The sequence below is a fragment of the Streptomyces sp. a15 genome (assembly GCF_059026085.1).
Genome location: NZ_JBWLKM010000032.1, coordinates 1 through 21,544, shown reverse-complemented (window position 1 = coordinate 21,544; position 21,544 = coordinate 1). Strand labels below are relative to the sequence as shown.

General features: G+C 72.3%; 17 protein-coding genes and 1 pseudogene. 9 read left to right on the top strand and 9 right to left on the bottom strand.

What is annotated here, in order from left to right; genetic code table 11:
* The first annotated feature begins 50 nt into the window (after positions 1-50).
* Both AC5P09_RS28210 and AC5P09_RS28205 read left to right on the top strand, forming a co-directional pair.
* Positions 51-1,310 (top strand): sensor histidine kinase, encoded by a 1,260-nt coding sequence (locus AC5P09_RS28210; protein ID WP_493876569.1) that lies wholly within the window; start codon positions 51-53, stop codon positions 1,308-1,310.
* Positions 1,311-1,397: 87 nt separating this feature from the next.
* On the top strand, positions 1,398-2,078 hold the full coding sequence (locus AC5P09_RS28205; RefSeq protein WP_493876568.1) for a response regulator transcription factor: 681 nt from the start codon (positions 1,398-1,400) through the stop codon (positions 2,076-2,078).
* A gap of 37 nt (positions 2,079-2,115) precedes the next feature.
* Here the strand turns inward: AC5P09_RS28205 and AC5P09_RS28200 are convergent, their stop codons facing one another.
* Entirely contained in the window at positions 2,116-3,138 is a 1,023-nt protein-coding gene (locus AC5P09_RS28200; protein ID WP_493876567.1) for a Gfo/Idh/MocA family protein, read from the bottom strand.
* Between the two features lie 130 nt (positions 3,139-3,268).
* On the opposite strand from AC5P09_RS28200, the gene AC5P09_RS28195 reads away from it, so the two are divergent.
* The 6 genes from AC5P09_RS28195 to AC5P09_RS28170 all read left to right on the top strand — a co-directional run bounded on the left by AC5P09_RS28195 (position 3,269) and on the right by AC5P09_RS28170 (position 11,921).
* Positions 3,269-4,006 carry a GntR family transcriptional regulator gene (locus tag AC5P09_RS28195; protein ID WP_266453009.1) on the top strand — a complete coding sequence of 246 codons (738 nt, stop codon included), beginning with the start codon at positions 3,269-3,271 and terminating at the stop codon, positions 4,004-4,006.
* Positions 4,007-4,153: 147 nt separating this feature from the next.
* Positions 4,154-5,302 carry an ROK family glucokinase gene (locus AC5P09_RS28190; protein ID WP_493876566.1) on the top strand — a complete coding sequence of 383 codons (1,149 nt, stop codon included), beginning with the start codon at positions 4,154-4,156 and terminating at the stop codon, positions 5,300-5,302.
* Positions 5,299-5,877: a sugar kinase gene (locus AC5P09_RS28185; protein WP_493876565.1), complete on the top strand. Its 579-nt coding sequence runs from the start codon at positions 5,299-5,301 to the stop codon at positions 5,875-5,877. The genes AC5P09_RS28190 and AC5P09_RS28185 overlap by 4 nt, the downstream gene beginning before the upstream one ends.
* Before the next feature lie 108 nt (positions 5,878-5,985).
* Complete coding sequence (locus tag AC5P09_RS28180; RefSeq protein ID WP_493876638.1) at positions 5,986-8,853, top strand: SCO1167/SCO6262 family helicase; 2,868 nt, start codon at positions 5,986-5,988, stop codon at positions 8,851-8,853.
* An 866-nt stretch (positions 8,854-9,719) separates the two neighbouring features.
* Positions 9,720-11,390 carry an SWIM zinc finger family protein gene (locus AC5P09_RS28175; RefSeq protein ID WP_493876564.1) on the top strand — a complete coding sequence of 557 codons (1,671 nt, stop codon included), beginning with the start codon at positions 9,720-9,722 and terminating at the stop codon, positions 11,388-11,390.
* 195 nt (positions 11,391-11,585) lie between these two features.
* A complete protein-coding gene (locus AC5P09_RS28170; protein WP_493876563.1) occupies positions 11,586-11,921 on the top strand; it encodes a hypothetical protein in 336 nt (111 codons plus the stop codon).
* A gap of 174 nt (positions 11,922-12,095) precedes the next feature.
* On the opposite strand, the gene AC5P09_RS28165 is transcribed toward AC5P09_RS28170, so the two are convergent.
* The 6 genes from AC5P09_RS28165 to AC5P09_RS28140 all read right to left on the bottom strand — a co-directional run bounded on the left by AC5P09_RS28165 (position 12,096) and on the right by AC5P09_RS28140 (position 19,266).
* On the bottom strand, positions 12,096-12,767 hold the full coding sequence (locus AC5P09_RS28165) for an ABC transporter ATP-binding protein (RefSeq protein WP_493876562.1): 672 nt from the start codon (positions 12,765-12,767) through the stop codon (positions 12,096-12,098).
* Positions 12,760-13,683 (bottom strand): ABC transporter ATP-binding protein, encoded by a 924-nt coding sequence (locus tag AC5P09_RS28160; protein ID WP_493876561.1) that lies wholly within the window; start codon positions 13,681-13,683, stop codon positions 12,760-12,762. Before AC5P09_RS28160 ends, AC5P09_RS28165 begins: the two co-directional genes overlap by 8 nt.
* A gap of 56 nt (positions 13,684-13,739) precedes the next feature.
* On the bottom strand, positions 13,740-14,636 hold the full coding sequence (locus AC5P09_RS28155; protein ID WP_493876560.1) for an ABC transporter permease: 897 nt from the start codon (positions 14,634-14,636) through the stop codon (positions 13,740-13,742).
* Between the two features lie 5 nt (positions 14,637-14,641).
* Complete coding sequence (locus tag AC5P09_RS28150) at positions 14,642-15,610, bottom strand: ABC transporter permease (protein ID WP_493876637.1); 969 nt, start codon at positions 15,608-15,610, stop codon at positions 14,642-14,644.
* 26 nt (positions 15,611-15,636) lie between these two features.
* Positions 15,637-17,223, bottom strand: coding sequence for an ABC transporter substrate-binding protein (locus AC5P09_RS28145; protein WP_493876559.1), 1,587 nt, complete (start codon positions 17,221-17,223; stop codon positions 15,637-15,639).
* Positions 17,224-17,850: 627 nt separating this feature from the next.
* Positions 17,851-19,266, bottom strand: a complete 1,416-nt coding sequence (locus AC5P09_RS28140; protein WP_493876558.1) for an MFS transporter — start codon at positions 19,264-19,266, stop codon at positions 17,851-17,853.
* Between the two features lie 142 nt (positions 19,267-19,408).
* On the opposite strand from AC5P09_RS28140, the gene AC5P09_RS28135 reads away from it, so the two are divergent.
* Positions 19,409-19,942: a TetR/AcrR family transcriptional regulator gene (locus AC5P09_RS28135; protein WP_493876557.1), complete on the top strand. Its 534-nt coding sequence runs from the start codon at positions 19,409-19,411 to the stop codon at positions 19,940-19,942.
* A 147-nt stretch (positions 19,943-20,089) separates the two neighbouring features.
* On the opposite strand, the gene AC5P09_RS28130 is transcribed toward AC5P09_RS28135, so the two are convergent.
* Together AC5P09_RS28130 and AC5P09_RS28125 are read right to left on the bottom strand one after the other, a co-directional pair.
* Complete coding sequence (locus AC5P09_RS28130) at positions 20,090-20,872, bottom strand: TSUP family transporter (RefSeq protein ID WP_493876556.1); 783 nt, start codon at positions 20,870-20,872, stop codon at positions 20,090-20,092.
* A 342-nt stretch (positions 20,873-21,214) separates the two neighbouring features.
* A pseudogene (locus AC5P09_RS28125) lies at positions 21,215-21,544 on the bottom strand (heavy metal translocating P-type ATPase); the annotation flags it as partial.

Genomic DNA, 21,544 nt, shown 5'->3' with positions numbered 1-21,544 from the left:
GTCGACGATCCGGTGCGCGGGGCAGTGGCGCGGGCTGCCAGCGCATAGATTTGTCGACCGTGAGCGACGACGTGACGGTGCCCGAAACGCCCGCCTTCCCCGGGCGGCGCTGGCTGTTGCCGTCCGCAGTGATCCACGAGTTCGACCCGGACACGCGGCGGCCCGGCAGACGCCCCCGGCGCACCGCGCGCGACTGGATCGTCGACTTCTCCTGCTTCCTGATCGCCGTCCTCGTGGGCCTGGTCGGCGCGGACGCCGTGACCTCCAATCCGAACGTCCCGCACGCCCTCGCCGTCTTCGACCAGTGGCTCGGCGCGCTCGCCTGCGCCGCGATCTGGCTGCGCCGCCGCTGGCCGGTAGGACTGGCCGTGGCGACGATCCCCCTTGGGATGGTCTCGGACACCGCGGGCGGTGCCTGCATGATCGCCCTGTTCACGCTCGCCGTGCACCGCCCCTTCCGGTACGTGGCCTGGGTGGGCGGCATCAACCTAGCGCTGATCCCGGTCTACCTCTGGCTGCGCCCCGACCCCGAGCTGCAGTTCGGCTTGGGGATCGCCATCTTCCTGCCCATGACCGCCGCCGTGGTCGGCTGGGGCCTGCTCGTACGGTCCCAGCGGCAGCTGATGCTGAGCCTGCGCGACCGCGCCCGGCGCGCCGAGACGGAGGCACGGCTGCGCGCGGAGCAGGCGCAGCGGCTCGCCCGCGAGGCCATCGCCCGGGAGATGCACGACGTGCTCGCGCACCGGCTGACGCTGCTGAGCGTGCACGCCGGCGCCCTGGAGTTCCGCCCGGACGCGCCCCACGAGGAGGTCGCCCGGGCGGCCGGCGTCATCCGGGAGAGCGCGCACGAGGCCCTGCAGGACCTGCGGGAGATCATCGGCGTCCTACGCACGGGCGACTCCGACGACGCAGGCCGCCCTCAGCCGACGCTCGCCGCCCTGGACATGCTGGTCGCCGAGTCCCGCGAGGCCGGCATGAAGGTCACCCTCGACAGCCGCGTCACCGACGCCGACACCGTCCCGGCCTCGGTCGGCCGCACCGTCTACCGCATCGCCCAGGAGGGCCTCACCAACGCCCGCAAGCACGCCCCCGGCGCGGAGGTCACGGTGTCCGTCAGCGGCGCCCCGGTTGAGGGCCTGACGATGTCCGTCCGCAACCCGCCGCCCGACGGCGAGGTCCCCCACGTCCCCGGCTCCGGCCAGGGCCTGATCGGCCTGACCGAACGCGCCACCCTGGCCGGCGGCCGCCTGGAGCACGGGCCGGAGGCGAACGGGGGCTTCCGGGTGCGGGCGTGGCTGCCATGGAGGTGACTCACACGGCGGGCGGTGCGGCCGCCGCCCCAACTCGCGCGGCACAACGGTGATTCGCCCGCCGCACAACCATGATTACGTGAGCCCATGACTGCGATCAGACTGCTCCTCGTCGACGACGACCCGCTGGTCCGGGCCGGCCTGTCCTTCATGATGGGCGGCGCCGACGACATCGAGATCGTCGGCGAGGCGGCCGACGGCAGCGAGGTCGAGGAGATGGTCGACCGCACCCGCCCGGACGTCGTCCTCATGGACATCCGGATGCCGTCGGTGGACGGGCTGACCGCCACCGAGCGGCTGCGCGGCCGGCCCGAGGCCCCGCAGGTCGTGGTCCTGACCACCTTCCACGCGGACGAGCAGGTGCTGTGGGCCCTGCGCGCGGGCGCCGCCGGATTCGTCCTCAAGGACACCCCGCCCGCCGAGATCCTCGACGCGGTGCGCCGGGTCGCGGCCGGTGACCCCGTGCTGTCGCCCACCGTGACCCGCCAGTTGATGCAGCACGCGGCAGGAACCGCCGCCGACACGCGCCGCACGCGCGCGCGTGCCCGGATCGCCGCCCTCAACGACCGCGAACGCGAGGTCGCCGTCACCGTCGGCCGTGGCCTTTCCAACGCCGAGATCGCGGCGGCGCTCTACATGAGCGTCGCCACGGTCAAGACCCACGTCTCCCGCATCCTCGCCAAGCTCGACCTCAACAACCGGGTGCAGATCGCGCTGCTGGCGTACGACGCGGGACTGCTCGACGAAGCCGAGGAGAGCGGGCCCTAGATGTGCTGACCGGACAGCGCGAAGGGGCGGAGCCCCTTCACATGGCCGCGGCGCCGGCCGCGCCCGCGATCTCCGCCAGCCACACACCCCGCCGCTCCCGCCGGGACACCTCACACGCCTCGGCGACTCGCAGCGCCTGCAAGGCCTCGCGCCCGTCACAAGGGTTCGCCCGCTCACCCCGTACGACGTCGACAAACGCACACAGCTCCGCCTCGTACGCCGGCCCGAACCGCTCCAGGAACCCCGTCCACGGCTTGTCCGCGGCCGGCGGCCCCGTCGGCTCGGTGGACGCGATGGGCGTACGGTCGTCCAGCCCGACCACGATCTGGTCCAGCTCCCCGGCCAGCTCCATGCGCACGTCGTACCCCGCCCCGTTCAGCCGCGTCGCGGTGGCCGTGGCGAGCGTGCCGTCGTCGAGCGTGAGCAGCGCCGCACCCGTGTCGACGTCGCCCGCCTCGCGGAACATGGCGGGACCCGCGTCGGACCCGGCCGCGTACACGTCGACGATCTCGCGCCCGGTCACCCAGCGCAGGACGTCGAAGTCGGGGATCAGGGTGTCCCGGTAGAGCCCGCCGGACTGCGGCAGGTACGCCGCCGGCGGCGGCGCCTGGTCGGAGGTCAGCGCCCGCACGGTGTGCAGCCTCCCGAGCCGCCCCGAGCGCACCGCGTCCCGCGCGCCCGTGTAGCCCGCGTCGAAGCGGCGCTGGAACCCCATCTGCAGGATCGTTCCGGCTGCCTCGACCTCACCGATCGCCTGTAATGTGCCCGCCAGATCCAGCGCGATCGGCTTCTCGCAGAACACGGGAAGCCCCGAGCGTGCTGCCCGACCGATCAGTTCGGCGTGCGCCGACGTCGCCGTCGTGATGACCACCGCGTCCACGCCCCACTTGAAGATCTCGTCCACGCCCGGCGCCGCCGTCTCGCCCAGTCGGTGCGCGAGATCCTGGGCCCGCGTGGGGTCCACATCCGTGAGGATCAGTGAGCCGACCTCCCGGTGTCGGCTGAGGGTGTTCGCATGGATGGTGCCGATGCGGCCCGTACCGATGACTCCGATGCGCATGGGACCAAACTGCGGTCCGACCCGCCACGCTGTCAATGCGTATGTCCGGACAATCGAACTACACAACTTCCCGTCAACCATCCACAGAGCTACGCTCGGCCCCGTGCCGAAACCAGAAGTGCATCCGTCCGTGACGCTCGAGCTCAGTGTGGATCGCAGCAGCCCGGTGCCGCTGTACTTCCAGCTGTCCCAGCAGTTGGAGGCCGCCATCGAGCACGGCGCACTCACCCCCGGCAGTCTGCTGGGCAACGAGATAGAGCTCGCCGCCCGCCTCGGCCTGTCCCGGCCCACCGTCCGCCAGGCCATCCAGTCGCTCGTCGACAAGGGCCTGCTGGTGCGCCGTCGCGGAGTCGGCACGCAGGTCGTGCACAGCCAAGTCAAGCGCCCCCTGGAGCTCAGCAGCCTCTACGACGACCTGGAGGCGGCAGGCCAGCGCCCGGCGACAAAGGTCCTGGTCAACACCGTCGTCCCGGCGACCGCCGAGATCGCGGCTGCCCTCGGTGTGGCCGAGGACAGCGACGTACACCGGGTGGAACGGCTGCGCCTCGCGCACGGCGAGCCGATGGCGTACCTCTCCAACCACCTGCCGCCCGGACTGCTCGACCTGGACACCGAGCAGCTGGAGGCCACCGGCCTGTACCGCATGATGCGGGCCGCCGGGATCACGCTGCACAGCGCCCGCCAGTCCATCGGCGCCCGCGCGGCCACCGCCGCCGAGGCCGAGCGGCTCGCCGAGGAGGAGGGCGCCCCGCTGCTCACCATGCAGCGCACGACCTTCGACGACACCGGCCGCGCGGTCGAGTTCGGCAGCCACACCTACCGGCCGAGCCGCTACTCCTTCGAGTTCCAGCTGCTCGTACGCCCCTGAAGCCGGCGTTCCGGTTCGTCGCAATGTCAGGACAATGCGACCGGCCCACAACCCACATCACCCTTACCCGCACGGCACACGAACAGGAACCGATCCATTGCCACCCTGTACGGCATCCACCCCTACGGTGAGGCAGAATCGGCCCCGATGAGCACCTACGGCAACTTCAGCGCCCCCATCGGCTCCCGCCGCGCGCCGGCGCTCCGCACGGTCGGCACCAGGGAGCGCCGCTCGCACCTGACCGCACCCCGCGTGCCCACCGTCGGGATCGACATCGGCGGCACAAAGGTGATGGCGGGCGTCGTCGACGCCGACGGCAACATCCTGGAGAAGCTCCGCACGGAGACCCCGGACAAGTCCAAGAGCCCGAAGGTCGTGGAGGACACGATCGTCGAACTGGTCCTGGACCTCTCCGACCGCCACGACGTGCACGCGGTCGGCATCGGCGCGGCCGGCTGGGTCGACGCCGACCGCAACCGCGTCCTCTTCGCGCCCCACCTGTCCTGGCGCAACGAGCCCCTCAGGGACCGCATCACGAGCAGGCTCTCCGTGCCCGTCCTCGTCGACAACGACGCCAACACCGCCGCCTGGGCGGAGTGGCGCTTCGGCGCGGGCCGCGGCGAGGACCACCTCGTCATGATCACGCTCGGTACCGGCATCGGCGGCGCGATCCTCGAGGACGGCCAGGTCAAGCGCGGCAAGTACGGCGTCGCCGGCGAGTTCGGCCATATGCAGGTCGTGCCCGGCGGCCACCGCTGCCCGTGCGGCAACCGCGGCTGCTGGGAGCAGTACAGCTCCGGCAACGCGCTGGTCAGAGAGGCGCGGGAACTGGCCGCGGCCGACTCCCCGGTGGCGTACGGGATCATCGAGCACGTCAAGGGCAACATCGCCGACATCACCGGCCCGATGATCACCGAACTGGCCCGCGAGGGCGACGCGATGTGCATCGAGCTGCTCCAGGACATCGGCCAGTGGCTCGGCGTCGGCATCGCCAACCTGGCCGCCGCCCTCGACCCGTCCTGCTTCGTGATCGGCGGTGGCGTCTCGGCCGCCGACGACCTGCTGATCGGGCCCGCGCGCGACGCCTTCAAGCGGCAGCTCACCGGCCGCGGCTACCGCCCCGAGGCCCGGATCGTCCGTGCCCAGCTCGGCCCCGAGGCCGGCATGGTCGGCGCCGCCGACCTCTCCCGCCTGGTCGCCCGCCGCTTCCGCCGCGCCAAGCGGCGCCGGGTGGAGCGCTACGAGCGTTACGAGCGGTACGCGGAGGCCCGCCGTACGTCCCAGGACACCGCGTGACGGCGTCGCTGCCGCGCTCGGCCGCGGCCTCGGACGAACCCCGGCCGCCGGAGGACCGACGCCACCGGATCCGCCGCCGGGCGCTCACGCTGATCATCATCGTGCTGCTCATCGGCGTGCCGGCCGGCTACCTCGTGATCTCCGCCAACCAGAGCCGCAACAGCGGCAAGGACAAGGAGGCGAAGTACTCGGCCACCGGCCTCAGCGAGGGCTGGCCGTCCAAGGTCCAGCGCCGCCTCTACCAGGTGCCGGTCCCGCACCCGGCGGACCACGTCGCCTACTACGAGACCAACAACTGGAAGACCAGCCGCCTCTACGTCCAGTTCCGGACCAGCGACGCCGGCCTCGACGCCTTCCTCACCGGTGTGGGCGTCAACCGGGAGGACCTCGAACAGGGCGAGATCACCATCAGTACGCGTGACCAGAGCATCATCGGCTGGTCCTTCAAGGGCCCCGGTCCGTGGTGGGGCCTCGTCCACACGCAGAAGAACCCGGCCCCCAGCCAGGACATCGTCGTCAACCTGTCCGTCCCGGCCAGCCCCATGGTCTACGTCGTCTCGCGCACGGTTCCCTAGGCCGACGGGCCCCGGCCGGTCGGCGGGGCCGATTGTCAGACCCCGCCCGTAGAGTCGAAGACGACTGATCCGACACACGGGCGGGAGGTGACAGGACGTATGAGCGGCATGGCGACGACGGCGCCGGGCAGCGCGGGCCGAGCGCTCCCGACGGACGGGGCGCTCCTGACGGAAGGGCGAGCGGCGGAGTCCGTCCCCCTCCGCCTCGCGGCCGTGTTCCTGCCCGCGCCCCTCCCGCGCGAGGGCCGGATCGCCTTCTGGGACCCGGAAGACGGACAGCTGCCCGCCCCCGACACCGAACTCACCGTCGTACGACGACACGGCGCCGGAGTACGCCGCAGGACCGCCCCCGCGCTCTCGCTCCCCCTCGGCGAGGCCCTGCCGCTGCTCGTCCGCGCCCGGCGCGACCCCGCCGCCCACCCCGCCACCGCCTGCTGGGGCGCCGCCGCGCTGCACGCGCTGCGGCTCACCGCCCGCGGCCGGCTGCTGCCCGGCCTGACAGCCACCGGCCACGACGCCTGGCGGGCCGGCCCCCTCGACCCGGACGACATCGCCCACCTGCGCGCGGTGGCGGCCGCCCTGCCCTGCGAAGGGCACGCGGTCCCGCTGCCCGGCCCGGGCGTGATCCGGCTGCCGGAACCGGAAGCGCTGATGCGCTCCTTCCTGGACGCGGTCGCGGACACCCTGCCCCGCACCCCGGCCGCCGCGTACGCCTCCGGCAAGCCCTTCGCCGCGCGCGAGCCGCAGCGCCTGCCCGGCGCCGCCGACTGGGCGGCCGAGGTCGCCGCCGGCATGGACGCGGGCGTGCGCATCTCACTCCGCCTGGACCTGGCGGCGTACAACCTGTTCGACGACAGCGGCGACGGGGCGCGCCACGCGGGCGCGGCGATCGTCCAGGTGCACAGCCTCGCCGACCCCACCCTCGTGGTCGACGCGGCGGCCCTGTGGGCGGGCGACGCGGACGCCGCCTTCGGCCCCCGCGCGCGCGTGGACGCGGCCCTCGCCGTGCGCCGCGCGGCCCGCGTGTGGCCGCCCCTGGACCGCCTCGCCGAGCAGGACGTGCCCGACGTACTGGCCCTGTCCGACGAGGAGTTGGGCGATCTGCTCGGCGTGGCCGCGACCCGGCTCGCGGCGGCCGGAGTGGCCGTGCACTGGCCCCGGGACCTGGCGCAGGACCTGACCGCCGCCGCGGTGGTCCGGCCCGCACCCGGCTCGGCGACCGACGGCACCGGCTTCTTCGAGAGCGAGGAACTGCTCCAGTTCCGCTGGCAGTTGGCGCTCGGCGGCGACCCGCTCAGCGAGGGCGAGATGGACGCGCTCGCCGAGGCCCACCGCCCCGTCGTCCGCCTGCGGGACCAGTGGGTGCTGGTCGACCCCGCCCTCGTCCGCAAGGCCCGCAAGCGCGAACTGGGCCTGCTCGACCCGGTCGACGCGCTGTCCGTCGCCCTCACCGGCAGTACGGAAGTCGACGGCGAGACGGTCGAAGCGGTCCCGGCCGGCGCCCTGGCCACCCTGCGCGACCGCCTGACGGCCGGGGTCCGGCCCGCCGAGCCGCCGCCCGGCCTGCACGCCACCCTGCGTGACTACCAACTCCGCGGCCTGGCCTGGCTGGACCTCATGACCTCCCTCGGCCTCGGCGGCTGCCTCGCCGACGACATGGGACTCGGCAAGACGATCACCCTCATCGCCCTGCACCTGCGCCGAGCCCGCGCCGAACCCACACTGGTGGTCTGCCCGGCCTCCCTGCTCGGCAACTGGCAGCGGGAGATCACCCGGTTCGCACCCGGCGTCCCCGTCCGCCGCTTCCACGGCCCCGAGCGCACCCTGGACGACCTCGACGGCGGCTTCGTGCTCACGACGTACGGCACCATGCGGTCGGCGGCCCCGCGACTGGCCGAGCAGCGGTGGGGCATGGTCGTCGCGGACGAGGCCCAGCACGTCAAGAACCCGTACTCGGCCACGGCGAAGGCCCTGCGCACGATCCCGTCCCCCGCCCGCGTGGCCCTCACCGGCACACCGGTGGAGAACAACCTGTCGGAGCTCTGGGCCCTGCTGGACTGGACGACACCGGGACTCCTCGGCCCCCTGAAGTCCTTCCGCGCCCGCCACGCGCGCGCGGTGGAGAACGGCGAGGACGACGAGGCGGTCGCCCGGCTGGCCCGCCTCGTCCGGCCCTTCCTGCTGCGCCGCAAGAAGTCCGACCCCGGCATCGTCCCGGAGCTGCCGCCCAAGACGGAGACGGACCACCCGGTCCCCCTCACCCGCGAACAGGCCGCGCTGTACGAGGCGGTGGTGCGCGAGTCGATGCTGGCCATCGAGACCGCGCAGGGCATCGGCCGCCGGGGTCTGGTGCTGAAGCTGCTGGGCGCGCTGAAACAGATCTGCGACCACCCCGCGCTCTACCTGAAAGAGGACGTCCCGACGACGGCCACCGACCGACTGGCCGCCCGCTCCGGCAAGATGGCCCTGCTGGACGAGCTGTTGGACACGCTCCTCGCCGAGGACGGGTCGGCGATCGTCTTCACGCAGTACGTCGGCATGGCCCGCCTGATCACCTCCCACCTGACCGCCCGCGCGGTCCCGGTGGACCTCCTGCACGGCGGCACACCGGTGCCCGAGCGCGAACGCATGGTGGACCGCTTCCAGAACGGGGAGACCCCGGTCCTGGTGCTGTCCTTGAAGGCGGCCGGCACCGGCCTGAACCTCACCCGCGCGGGCCATGTCGTCCACTTCGACCGCTGGTGGAACCCGGCCGTCGAGGAACAGGCCACCGACCGCGCCTACCGCATCGGCCAGACCCAGCCCGTCCAGGTCCACCGCCTCATCACCGAGGGCACGGTCGAGGACCGCATCGCCGAGATGCTGGAGGCCAAGCGCGCCCTCGCCGACGCGATCCTCGGCTCCGGCGAGTCGGCCCTCACGGAACTGACCGACCGCGAACTCACCGACCTGGTCTCCCTCCGGAGGCCCCAATGACCCCCACTCCCGCCGACCGGGCACGGCGCGCACTCCAAGAGGCCCGGGAGCGCGCCGCCGACCGCGGGGCGGCGGATGCCGAGCGGCGACGGGCGCCGGGGGAGGCCGGGCTGCCCGAGGAAGGTACGGCACCCGAGGAGGCGGGGGAACACGGGAGGGCTGGGGAGCAGGACGCTGCGGCGCCGGCGGACGCCGGAGTGCCTGGGGCGCAGACGGTGCCTGGGCCGGAGGCGGGTCCGGGGACGCAGACGGTGCCTGGGGCGGAGACGGTGCCTGGGGCGGAGGCGGGTCCGGGGACGCAGACGGTGCCTGGGCCGGAGGCGGGTCCCGGGACGCAGACGGTGCCCGGGGCGGAGACGGTGCCCGGGAGGCAGACGGTGCCCGGGAGGGAGGCGGGTCCCGGGAGGCAGACGGTGCCTGGGCCGGAGGCGGGTCCGGGGACGCAGACGGTGCCGGGGACGCAGACGGTGCCCGGGGCGGAGACGGTGCCTGGGGCGGAGGCGGGTCCGGGGACGCAGACGGTGCCTGGGGCGGAGACGGTGCCCGGGAGGGAGGCGGGTCCGGGGACGCAGACGGTGCCTGGGGCGCAGGCGGCTCCCGACCAGGCTCCGGCGGCTCAGGCGCGGCCGGGTGACGTGGCCCGCGAGGCGCTTCGGAGGGCGATCGCCGCCAGGCGCGGTGGGACCGCGGACGCCGATGACGCAGACCGAGTCGACGACAGGGCAACGCCGGAGGCGGGCACCGGCAGCGCGTCCGACAGCGAGGCCGATGTGCCGGCCCGGGACCCGTTCGCCGGTGCCGACGGCGGTACTTCAGGCAGCTCGGCGCAGGAGACGTCTGCCGGTGGCGAAGCGGACGGTTGGGGCATGCGTCCCGCGGACGTCGCGCGCGAGGCGCTGCGTGCGGCCCGCGACACGGCGCGGCGGGCTCGGGCGGACGCCGTGACCCAGGAGAAGGAGACCGCACGACGAGCGGGCCGCAGCACCCCGCCCGCCGCCTCCCCGGCTCGGGGCGCCGCGTCCGGCCGGGCCGCCGACCGCCGGGCACGTGACGTACGGGAGTTGCTGGCCGACGCTTTCCGGATGCCGGCCGAGGAGCCGGGAGACAGCGACTTCACGGAAGAGGGCACCGACAGCGCAGGATCGCCCTCGCCCTCAACCGCCATGAGCCCGGCGGACTCTGCCGACGGCACGACGAGGCCCACCCCGCCCCCGCCGCTCCCCGCCCCCAACCCCGCGACCCCGCCCGCACCACCACCCCACCGCCCCCCTTCCATGGCCGCCCCCGGCCGTGACGGCGACCTGCGTCGCACCTTCCCCGCCTTCGCGCCCCGCCCCTCGGACGGCACCGGATTCGCCGAGACCTGGTGGGGCAACGCGTGGGTCGCCGCGCTGGAAGAGGGGGCGCTGGATGCCAAGCGGCTGGCGCGCGGCAGGGGATACGCCGAGCAGGGGAACGTGGACGCCATCACGGTGACTCCCGGCCTGGTGCTCGCGTACGTGCAGGGCAGCCGCCCCCGGCCGTACCGCGTGCAGGTGCGACTGCGCACGCTCGACGACGCCGACTGGGAGCGGTTCCTGGACAGTGCCGCCGAGCGGCCGGGACACATCGCCGCGCTGCTGGACAAGGAGATGCCCCAGGCGCTCGCCGAGAGCGGCGTGCGGCTGCTCCCGGGCCCCGGCGACCTCGAACCGCAGTGCAGTTGCCCGGACCGCGGTCACCCCTGCAAGCACGCCGCCGCGCTCTGCTACCAGACCGCCCGACTGCTCGACGCCGACCCCTTCGTGCTGCTCCTGCTGCGCGGCCGCGGCGAACGGGACCTGCTCGACGCCCTGTCCCGGCTGAGCGCCACCCGCGCGGCCCGTGCCGCACAGGACCAGGGACCGGCTCCGCTGCCCGGCGTACGGGCCAGTGACGCTCTCGCGCCCCGCAGGCTCCCGCCCCTCCCGACGCCCCTGCCCCCGCCCCCGCATCCCGAGCAGCCCCCGGTGTATCCCGCGGCCCCGGGCGGCCCGGACCCCTTCGCGCTGGACCAGTTGGCGACCGACGCGGCGGCCCGCGCCCACGCGCTGCTCGCCACCGGCCGGGACCCGGTCGGCGAACTGACCCTGTGGCAGGACGCGGTACGGCTCGCCGCGGCCCGCCCCGGCTCCGGACTCACCGCCGGCACCCGCGCCCTCTACGCGGCACTCGCCTCCGCCGCCGGCCGTACCCCGTCCGAACTGGCCCGCGCGGTCGCCGCCTGGCGGCAGGGCGGGCTGGAGGGCCTCGCCGTCCTCGAAGAGCCCTGGGACCCGCCGGCCGGCCGTTTCGACCGTGCCCGCCCCCTCCTCCTCGCCGCCGACCTCCCCGCCTTCCGCCCCTGGCACAGCCACCTCACCCACCCCCGCGGCCATGTCCAGCTCCGCCTCGGCCGCGACGGCCTGTGGTACGCCTACGAGTCCGAGCCGGGCCACGACGACTGGTGGCCCCGCGGCACCCCCGACCTGGACCCGGTCGGCGCCCTCACGGGCCTCGGCACACCGAGCGACCTGTGACCCCGACCAATGCCTCCGCATTGCCTCCGCACCGCCTCCGTACTGTTTCCGCACGGCACGAAGGGGCGGAACAGCGATCCACACCCGCCCTCCTGTGAAGGCCGCGTGAGAGTTCCCCGCTGATGTGCGGGAGGCAGGTGTGGGGAGTTGGGGCCCAGCGGTCGGCCCGTAAGAAGAGGCGGTTAGCGTGGAGCGGTGAGTGAGGCGAAGACCCCTGCCCTCCAGTACCGCTTCGACGGTCCGGAGATCCACAATCAGGCTTTGATGATGCTGGCGCACGAGATTTTCGACCCTGAGACCAATCGGCGCGTCCTCGTCGACCATGCGTTCATCGTGGCTGGCGGGGAGATCACCAAGGCTGCCCGTAACTGGCTTGGCAACGCTTTGGATGCCGCGAAGCGGAGCCAGATCATGTTCATGGATCGCGACGACATCCTGAACCAGTTCGTGGTGAGCAACCTGCCGCTTCCCGCAGGTGTGCCGCTGACAGGTGCAATGCCGTCTGGCGGTACCACGGAAGCGCCGTTCTGATGAGCTGATGCAGTTTCATCACACCTGCCGGTCGGCCCCACTGCGGCGCTCTTGCCGCAAGGAGTGTGGAGGTACCGGTTTCAGGCAGCGCCCGGACCTGGAACGCGACGCGTAGGGCCTCTCGCCCTCCGGAGGCGTCGAAGCCGACGTGTCCGCTCGTGTACGTTGCGCCCATCAGGCGATCGACGGTGAATCGCGGAGCGTCTCCCAGTGCACTGTGCGGTCGCACCAGCGGTGCAGGAGCGTGTGGTCGTGGCCGACGGCTAGCAGGCCCGCGCCGGTGGTATGGCGGTAGTCCTCGACGACGGCGACGAGGGCGGCCGTGGTGGAGGCGTCGAGCATGGCGGTCATCTCGTCGCATATCAGCCAGCGCGGGCGCAGCACGAGGGCGCGGGCGAGGCAGGCGCGTTGGAGTTGGCCGTCGCTGACTTCGTGGGGGCGTCTGTCCAGCAGGTCCGGGGTCAGGCCGACGGTTGTGGCGAGCTCGGTCACCCGCTCGGGTAGTGCGTCGCGGCGGCCGGTGGCGCGGAGTGGTTCGGCGATCAGGTCGGTGAGCCGTAGTCGGGGATCCGCGGAGAGTCTGGGCTGCTGGAACACGACGCCGATGGCGGTGCGGAGTTCGCGTGGGGCGCGGTGTCGCCAGCGGTGTACGCGGGTGCCGTCGAGGGTCAGAGTTCCGGACTCTGGGCGGTGGAGCAGGGCGGCGACGCGGACCAGGGTCGACTTGCCGCAGCCGCTGGGGCCGAGCAGGCCGACGGCTTCGCCCGGCTCGACCGTGAGGGAAGCGTTACGCACGACGGGAGTGCTTCTGTCGTATCCGGCGGTGATGGCGCGCAGTTCAAGCACGGGCGTCCTTGGGTACGTGCCGGTGGTGGCATGCGACGGTGACGGCGCCAGCCAGGCTCGGCAGTGTGGCGCAGGCGTCGGTGACCCAATCGCAGCGCGGCGCGAAGGCGCAGCCGTCGGGCAGGTCGCCGAGTTCCGGAGGCATGCCGGGGATGGGTGTGAAGGCACGGTCGGGGAGGGCCTGGAGGAGGCCGCGGCTGTAGGGGTGGCGGGGGCCGGGGGTGCCGAAGAAGGCGGCTGCGTCGGTGATTTCGACGATGCGGCCCGCGTACATGACGGCGACGCGGTCGGCGATGCGTTCGGCGGCGGCAAGGTCGTGGGTGATCATCAGCAGGGCTCGGTCGGCGTCGGCGTCGTCGATGTGGCGTCGTAGTTCGTCGACCGTGTGCTCCACGAGGTCGCGGTCGAGTCCGGTGGTCGGTTCGTCGGCCAGCAGGAGAGGTGCGTTGCCGACCAGGGCGAGGGCGGTGGCGGCGCGCTGGGCGAGGCCGCCGGAGAGCTCATGGGGGTGGCAGTCCAGGTGGTCGGCGGGGAACGCGGTGCGTTCGGCCGCCGCTTCGGCAGCGGCACGCACGGCTGGGCGGCCTCGTACGCCGGTCAGTGCGGTGACGGTTTCCTCCAGCTGGGAGCGGATGGTGCGGACGGGGGTCAGGTGCGCGGCTGGGCTCTGCGGGATGAGGCCGATCCGGCGGCCCCGTACGGTGCGGGCGAGGGTGCGTTCGTCGGCGGCGAGCAGGTCGAGGTCGCCGAGGAGGGCCTCGCCGGCGGTCTGGGCGTTGGCAGGGAGCAGGCCGAGGAGGGCGGAGGCGAGGACGGACTTGCCACAGCCGCTCTCGCCGATCAGGGCGAGGCACTCGCCGGCTGCCACGTCGAAGTGGGCGTCGGTGACGGCGGCGATGCGGCGTCCGCCGGGCATCAGGAATCGTACGGACAGTCCATGTACCGAGAGCACGGGCTGTCGCTTGGTGAGAGTCACAGCATCAGCTCCGATCGGCGGCGCGGGTTGATCCGCTCCCGCCAGGCTCCGGCGAGGCCGGCGATGGCGAGGGTGGGGACGATGATGAAGAGGCCGGGGAAGAGGGTCGGCCACCACTGTCCGGACAGGAGCGAGCCCCGTGCGCTCTGGATGAGGGTGCCGAGGCTCGCGGTGTGGGTGGGCAGTCCGAGTCCGAGGAAGGACAGGGCTGATTCGTGCCACATGGCGTGCGGCACCATCAGTACGGCGGCGAGGACGGCCTGGGGCAGCACACCGGGCAGCAGGTGCCGTACCGCGACCCGCCACCGGGACGCGCCGCCGGAGACGGCTGCGTCGATGTACGGCCGGGAGCGCAGGGAGAGGACCTCGGCGCGGACGATCCGGGCGGTCGACAGCCAGTGGGTGAGCGCGACCGAGACCACCACCGGCCAGACGCCCGGCCGGAACATCGCGACGATGAAGATGCCCAGCAGTAGGTGGGGTACGGAGGAGAAGGCGTCGACCACCCGCATGAGGCCACGGTCCGCCCAGCCGCCCAGCGCTCCGGCGGTGGCCCCGATGGCGGTCCCGATCAGCGTTGCCGTGAGCGCGGCGGCCAGACCGACGAGCAGTGAGACCCGCAGCCCGTAGACACAGCGCAACAGCAGGTCCCGGCCGACGTCATCGGTGCCGAACGGGTGCGCCCAGGACGGCGGTTGCAGCTTGGCCGCCAAGTCGACAGCCTGCTGGTCGAGCTGGACGAAGGGCGGCACGAGCAGCACGGCGAGCACGGTCACCGTCACCAGGACCACCGAGGTGCGCACCCGCAGTGTGCGGGTGGAGCGGCGGCTCGCGCCGGGGGAGCGCCACGCCGTCCTGGACCGCTTCTCGGTCTCGACTGCGGCCTCAGCCATGGGAGTCACATTTCACTGAGCTTCACCCTCGGGTCGAACAGTCCGTAGAGGAGGTCGGCGAGCAGGTTGCCGACGAGGACGGCGGCGGTGGCCAGCGCCGTCAGCGCGGCGAGCAGGGGGAAGTCGACGGCGGTGGCCGCCTCGACGGTGGCCGCCGCGATGCCCGGCCAGCTGAAGACGCTCTCCACGAGCAGGGCGCCCGTGATGAGTTCGGGGACGCGGGAGCCGACCAGGGTAAGGACCGGAAGCAGGCCGGAGCGCAGGGCGTGCCCGAGCAGGACGGTGCGCTCGCTCAAGCCCCTCGCGCGGGCGCCGCGTACCGGGTCCTCCGCCAGGGCGTCGCCGACACCCTGCCGCACGTAGAGGGTGAACCAGGGGAGTTGGGAGAGGGCGAGGACGCCGGCGGGCAGGACCAGATGGCTCGCCACCTGCCCTGGGGTGATGTGCTCGCTGGCCGTGTCCGTGAGGCCGCCCGCCGGCAGGATGTCCAGCTGGAGAGCGAACAGCCAGATGGCCAGCAGAGCGATCCAGAAGACCGGCGCTGCCTCCAGGGCGTAGGCGAGCGAGCTGACGATCCGGTCGAGCCACGATCCGGGGCGGCGGGCGGCCAGTACCCCCAGCAGGGTGCCTGCCAGCACGGCGACGAGGAACGCGACCGCGCACAACAGCGAGGACCACACGAGGCGTTCGCCGATGACCTGCGCCACCGGCTGCCGCAGCACGCTGGACTGGCCCAGGTCGCCGCCGAGAGCGGAGCCCAGCCAGTCCCACCAGCGGGCGGTGAACGGCTGGCCCACGCCGAGGTTGTCCCGCAGCCGGTCCAGGGTCTCCTGGTCGGCGCCGAGGGCGGCTGTGCCCGCGTACGCCCTGACGGGGTCGAAGGGGGAGGCGGCGGCGATGGCGAAGACACCGAAGGTGACGACGAGCAGGACGGGGACGGCGAACAGGGTCCGCCGTCCCGCCAGGCGTGCCATCGCTCCCCAGGGCAGGGATGTTCCGGTCATTTCTTCGGCTGCCAGTCCTCGATGTTCCACCAGGGGCCGCTGGCGAAGCCGTGCTCGTGCGGTTCGAGCTGGGTGGTCAGTTCGTCCCAGCGGTCGCCGAGCACGTACAGGTGGTCGATGTGGGTGAGGAACGTGTAGCCGGGGTCCTTCGCCAGGGCGCGCTGGAGCGTGTCGTAGGCCGCCTTTCGGGTCGCCGTGTCCGAGCTGCGGCGGCCGGTGTCGAGTGCCTGGTCCACGGTCGGGTTGTCGTAGCGGGCCATGTTGTTGAAGCCATCGCCGGCGAGGGAGGAGTGCAACAGGGTGTACAGGCCGAAGTCGGGGTCGCCGGTGCTGCCGAAGCCCGCGAGGACCGCGGTGTTCTTCATCCGCGGTTCGATGACCTCCCAGGTGGCGCTCTCCGCCTTCACGTCGATGCCGGCCTTCTTGGCGTCGGAGGCGTAGGCGAGGGCGTGGTCCTGGCGGACCTTGTCGCCCGAGGGGTAGAGGAGGGTGAACGTGGCCCGTTGGCCGTCCTTGGCGCGGATGCCGTCCTCGCCGGTCTGCCAGCCGGCTTGGTCCAGGATCTGCTTGGCCTTTCCGAGGTCCTGGGTACGCTCGATGCCCTTCGCGAACCAGGGGTCGTCGACGGGCAGCGGTCCGTACGCCGGCCTGCCCGCGCCGTCGAGGACCTTGTCCACCATGGCCTCGCGGTCGACGGCGGCGTCGAGTGCCTGCCGGATCGCACGGTCCCCGGTGACCTTGTCGGCGGTGGGGAGGGTGACGGTGCGGAAGTCGTAGGACTTCGCGTCGTACGTCTTCACCCCGTCGTCGTTCTTGAAGGTGGCGGCGAGGTTGGGCGGGAGGACCGCGCCGTCGAGGTCGCCGGAGCGCAGCCGGGTGGCGCGCACGTTGTCGTCCGCGATGACCGCCATGGTGAACGTCTTCATCTTCGGCGCGCCGCCCCAGTAGTGCGGGTTGGCCTTGAAGGTGAGCTTCTCGCCCTTGCTCCAGGTGGAGAGGATGTACGGGCCCGTGCCGACCGGCTTGGTGCTGAACGAGCCCGTGTTGGGGTCCTGCTCGCCGGCGACGTGCTCGGGGACGATGGGCAGGACCGTGCGCCCGGCGAAGGGCGCGTAGGGGTACTTGAGCGTGAAGACGATCTCGTCCTCACCGCTCGCCCGGACCTCCTTGACGGCGTCCAGCTCGCTCCGGGAGGTGTTGTTGGTCTTCTCGTCCAGGACGGTCCGGTAGGTGAAGACCACGTCGTCGGCCGTCAGCGGCTCGCCGTCGCTGAACTTCACGCCCTCGCGCAGGGTGTACGTGTAGGTGAGTCCGTCTTCGTCGACCTCGGGCAGGGCCGTGGCCAGTGCGGGTCCCAGCTTCAGGTCCGCGTCGCGGGCGAGGAGTCCGTCGAAGACCTTGGAATTGCCGTCCTTGCCGTAGCCGAGCAGCGGGCTGAGGGTGTCGGGCTCGGAGGCCACTCCGATCACGACGGAGTCGGCGGCCTCGCCGTCACTGCCGCCGCTGGGTGCGGAACAGGCGGCCCCTCCGGCCACCACAACCGCTGCCGCGATGGCGGCACTTCGTATTCGACGGGTCCTCATCAGCCTCACGCTCTTATTGCTTGGATATTGCTGTTGCATCTTATGTGCGATTGGAGGATTACCCAGGCGGCCCGCGCATCAGTCCGTTGCCGATCGGCGAGCTTTGCCTGTGCGGCTCATCGCATGGATATGGCGGTTGCTGGTCAGGAGGTCAGCCGTGCGGCTCTGTCAGTTCTCGGAGCGACGGTTCCGCCGCGCTCGGCAGCCCTGGCGGCGGTAGAAGGCGACGGCCCTCGGCGCACGGACACGGCGGCCTGGGGGTGGCAGTGGTCCGTGGGGAAGGGCGCGTGGGTGGTCCAGGCCGTGGCGAAGGCCGGTAACGTCCGAGTTTGCCGGGGCGGGGCGCAGAAGGCGTCGGCGTACACGGCGTGCGCCAGGCAGCTCCTCGCCTGTGAAGAGGCGGATCCGTGTGCATCAGGCGGCCTGTGCCGTGGCGGCGACACTGGTGCCGAGCCGCGTAATCCAGGAGCCTCGACGGGGCGATCGGCAACTCCGGAGAGGCCGGGATCCCTCCCGAGGGATGGCTCTTCCTACCGTCGGCACCTCAGCCGCGCCGCGAACAGTCGGAGCCCCGCCCTGCTGCAATGCAGCAGGGCGGGGCTTACGGCGTTTGCTCAGCCCGTCACGTCACACCGGGTCCGGCTGTTGGGCGCGCTCACGGGGAGCGCGGCCCGGCGTCAGGACCAGTGCCAGGACCGCTGCTGCGGCAGCCACGACGGCGCCGGTGGCGAAGCCGCGTGAGAAGCCCGCCTCGTCGGTTCCGGCGATGCTCGCCGCGGCCATGCTGGAGACGACGGCGGCGCCCAGCGAGGCGCCGAACTCGTGGAAGGTGCTCACGATTCCGGATGCGAGGCCGGCCTCGTGCGGTTCGATCTGCCCCAGCGCGGTGGCGGAAGCGACGACGAAGAGCACTCCGGTGCCGGCGGCAGCCACTGCGATGCCGGTCACCAGAGCGGGGGTGCTGTCCCAGAGCGCGGGGATCGACATGCCGGCGGCGGCGAGGAGGAGACCGGACACCCCCAGTGCCCGGGGTCCGGTGCTCCCGATCACGCGGCCCGCCGCGGTCGCCCCGGCCATCGTCGCCAGCGCGACGGGCAGGAAGAGCAGGCCGGTGGCGAGCGCCCCGTGTCCACGGTGGTCCTGCAGGGAGAACGTACCGAGGAAGAACACCATGATCATCAAAGCGGTGGCCACGAGGATCAGCAGCGTTCCCGTCGCGACCGGCCGGCGGACCAGAAGCCTGACGTCCATCAGCGGAGACGCCGCCCGGCGCTGACGGACGACGAAGGCCCCGTAGAGGAGAGCCGCGGCGGCGACCAGACCGGCTGTCGCCATCGTCACCCATCCCTTGTCGCCGGCCCTGATCAAGGCGTAGGTCAGGGTGCCCGTGGCGGCGGTCACCAGCACCGCGCCCACCACGTCGAGCCGGCCCCGCGTGGCCGCGCGCGGCTGCGGCGGGAGCTGTGTGCGCAGGGCGACGAAGACCACCACGCCCACGGGGACGTTGATGAAGAACACCCACGGCCACCCGGGGCCCGCGGTGAGCAGCCCTCCCAGGAGCACGCCCAACGCCGCTCCGGTGCCGCCCAGTGACGACCAGATTCCCAGCGCCTTGTTCCGCTCCTCGCCGTCGAACAGGGTGACGATGAGTGACAGGGCGGCAGGGGAGAGCATGGCCGCCGCAAGGCCCTGCACCACGCGTCCCCCCAGCAGAATTGGGCCGGAGGTGGCCAGGCCCGCCAGCAGCGAGGCGCCGGCGAACAGCAGCAGAGCCACCAGGACCAGGCGCCGGGCCCCGAACAGGTCGGCGGCGCGGCCTCCGAGCAGGAGCAGGCCGCCGAACGCGAGGGTGTAGCCGCTCACGACCCAGGTGAGCGCCTCGCGCTCCAGGCCGAGGTCCGCGCCCATGTGCGGCAGAGCGATGGCGACAACGGTGACATCCAGGATCAGCATCAGCTGCGCGACGCCCACGAGTCCCAGGATCTTCCAACGGCGTGGGTTGGGACTGACGGTGGAGCTGGTGGAGGCCATCGATTCGGTCATGACGGTCACCCCTTCACGGTAAGTCAAACAGTAGTGTTCGAGTTGTAGGCGCTACTCTAACCCGTACACCACTGTTTGAGTTAGGGGTTGCATGTCTCGCTCAGTTCCCGGAGCCACCCGCAGAGCCGATGCCCAACAGAATGTGGAGAAGATCCTCGACGCGGCGATCGACTGCCTCAGCCGCAACTCCGACGCGAGCGTGGTCCAGATCGCACACGCCGCAGGGGTGGGCCGAGTCACCCTCTACGGCCACTTCCCTTCCCGGGACAGCCTGGTCGAGGCGGCGCTGACACGCCTGCTCGCCCAAGGCGACGAGGTGCTGGAGGGCCTCGACCTCACGGGTGATCCACGCACCGCGCTGGACGCCCTCATCAGGTCGAGTTGGCTCCTGATCGCGCAGGCGAGTGCTGTCCTCGAAGCGGCGCAGGCGGTGCTGCCCTCAGGGCGGATTCACGCCCTTCACGCCAGGCCCGAGCAGCGTGTCCGCGACCTGATCACTCGCGGCCAGGCGGAAGGCGTTTTCCGTGACGACCTCCCCGCGAGCTGGTTGGCGAGCGCCCTCCATCACGTTCTCAAAGGCACAGCGGCAGACGTGGCCAACGGAGCGCTGGATCCGGAGGATGCCCCCCGTTTCGTCACCGAGATCGTTCTGGCGGCCTACACCCCCCATGCCTGAAGCGACACGCACTGCTCACCATGAGGCCGGTTCCGGCACCCGGTTGTGGAGCGTCCGTGCCGTCGCTCGCTCGCTCGCTGTCGGAGCGAGCGGTCAGGGCGAGACTGAGGACGGCCGCGTGGCATGGTGTCGGGCAATGGCGCTGCTTCAGCCCAATGACTGCACGGCGTAGACGGCGCCGAGGGCGGCCGCGAGGACGCCGAGCAGTAGGCGCAGGGCGGTCTCCGGCAGGCGGGGCTGGAGGTATGCGCCGAGGTAACCGCCGATGAGTCCGCCGAGGCCGCAGGCCAGGCCGAGGTACCAGTCGGGGGAGACATCGCTGGAGCTCGTCACGGACAGCAGCGCGAAGGCGGCAGCGCCGGCCAGGGACGTGGCGAAGGTGGAGGCGAGGGCGGCCGGGGCGACCTGGGCGACAGGCATGCCGCGGCCGACCAGGATGGGGCCGAGGATGGAGCCGCCGCCGATTCCGTAGATTCCGCCGACGATCCCGACGGCCAGGGCCAGGCCGGTGATCGTGCGAGGAGACGGTTCCGCTCTCGGATTGGGCCGGGCGGGGCGGAGGGTGCGGTTGATGAGCCAGAGGCCCAATGGCATCAGCAGGCCGGCGACCAGGAGGCGGAAGGCGGCCGGCCCTGGGACGGCGAAGACCCGCACCACGGCGCCGACGACCACGCCGGGCAGGGTGCCGGCCACCAGGCGGCGGGTCAGCGGGCTGTTCAGCAGGCCCGTACGGCGGTAGCGCAGCAGCGCACCCGGTCCGGCCACCACGTTGAACAGCAGGTTGGTGGGGGTGACCGCCGGGCTGGGCACGCCGAGCACACTCAGTTGTACGGGCAGCAGGAACACCGCTCCGGAGACTCCCACCGGCGCGGTCACCGCCGCGATCAACAGGCCGACGGCCAGACCGGGCAGTCCTGTTGACCACGCCACTTCATCCCCCTGCTTCGAACGTCCGGCCAGTATCGCCGCATGGACTGCCACCACCACGAGATGTGGCCGAGCACTCGTACCGGCGCGTGAGGTTGGCTGCAATCACGCATCAAGACGTTGCAAATGACGGTGTACGACAAGGGGTTATGCACCTGGCGAATGGTCGCCTCGTAGGGCACGCGGGCGAACACACGACCTCGGACAGGCCCTGGCAACCGCCCTTGTGGCTGACGTGGGGTGCCAGTGCCTCAAGGAGTGCCGTGGGAGTCAACCTCGCAACGGTGCACAGGTGCACTCCTGGTCAGCCTCTTCGGGCCGCTGATTATGCTCCTCTCGGCGTTTCTATCTGAAGGACCGCAACCGCAGGCTGTTGGTGACGACGAACACCGATGAGAAGGCCATCGTCGCCCCCGCGATCATCGGGTTGAGCATGCCGAGGGCGGCGAGTGGCAGGGCTGCGACGTTGTAGCCGAAGGCCCAGAAGAGGTTGCCCTTGATGGTGGCCAGGGTCCGGCGGGACAGGCGGATGGCGTCGGCGGCCACGCGCAGGTCGCCGCGTACGAGGGTCAGGTCGCCCGCCTCGATGGCCGCGTCGGTGCCGGTGCCCATGGCCAGGCCCAGGTCGGCGGTGGCCAGTGCGGCCGCGTCGTTGACGCCGTCGCCGACCATGGC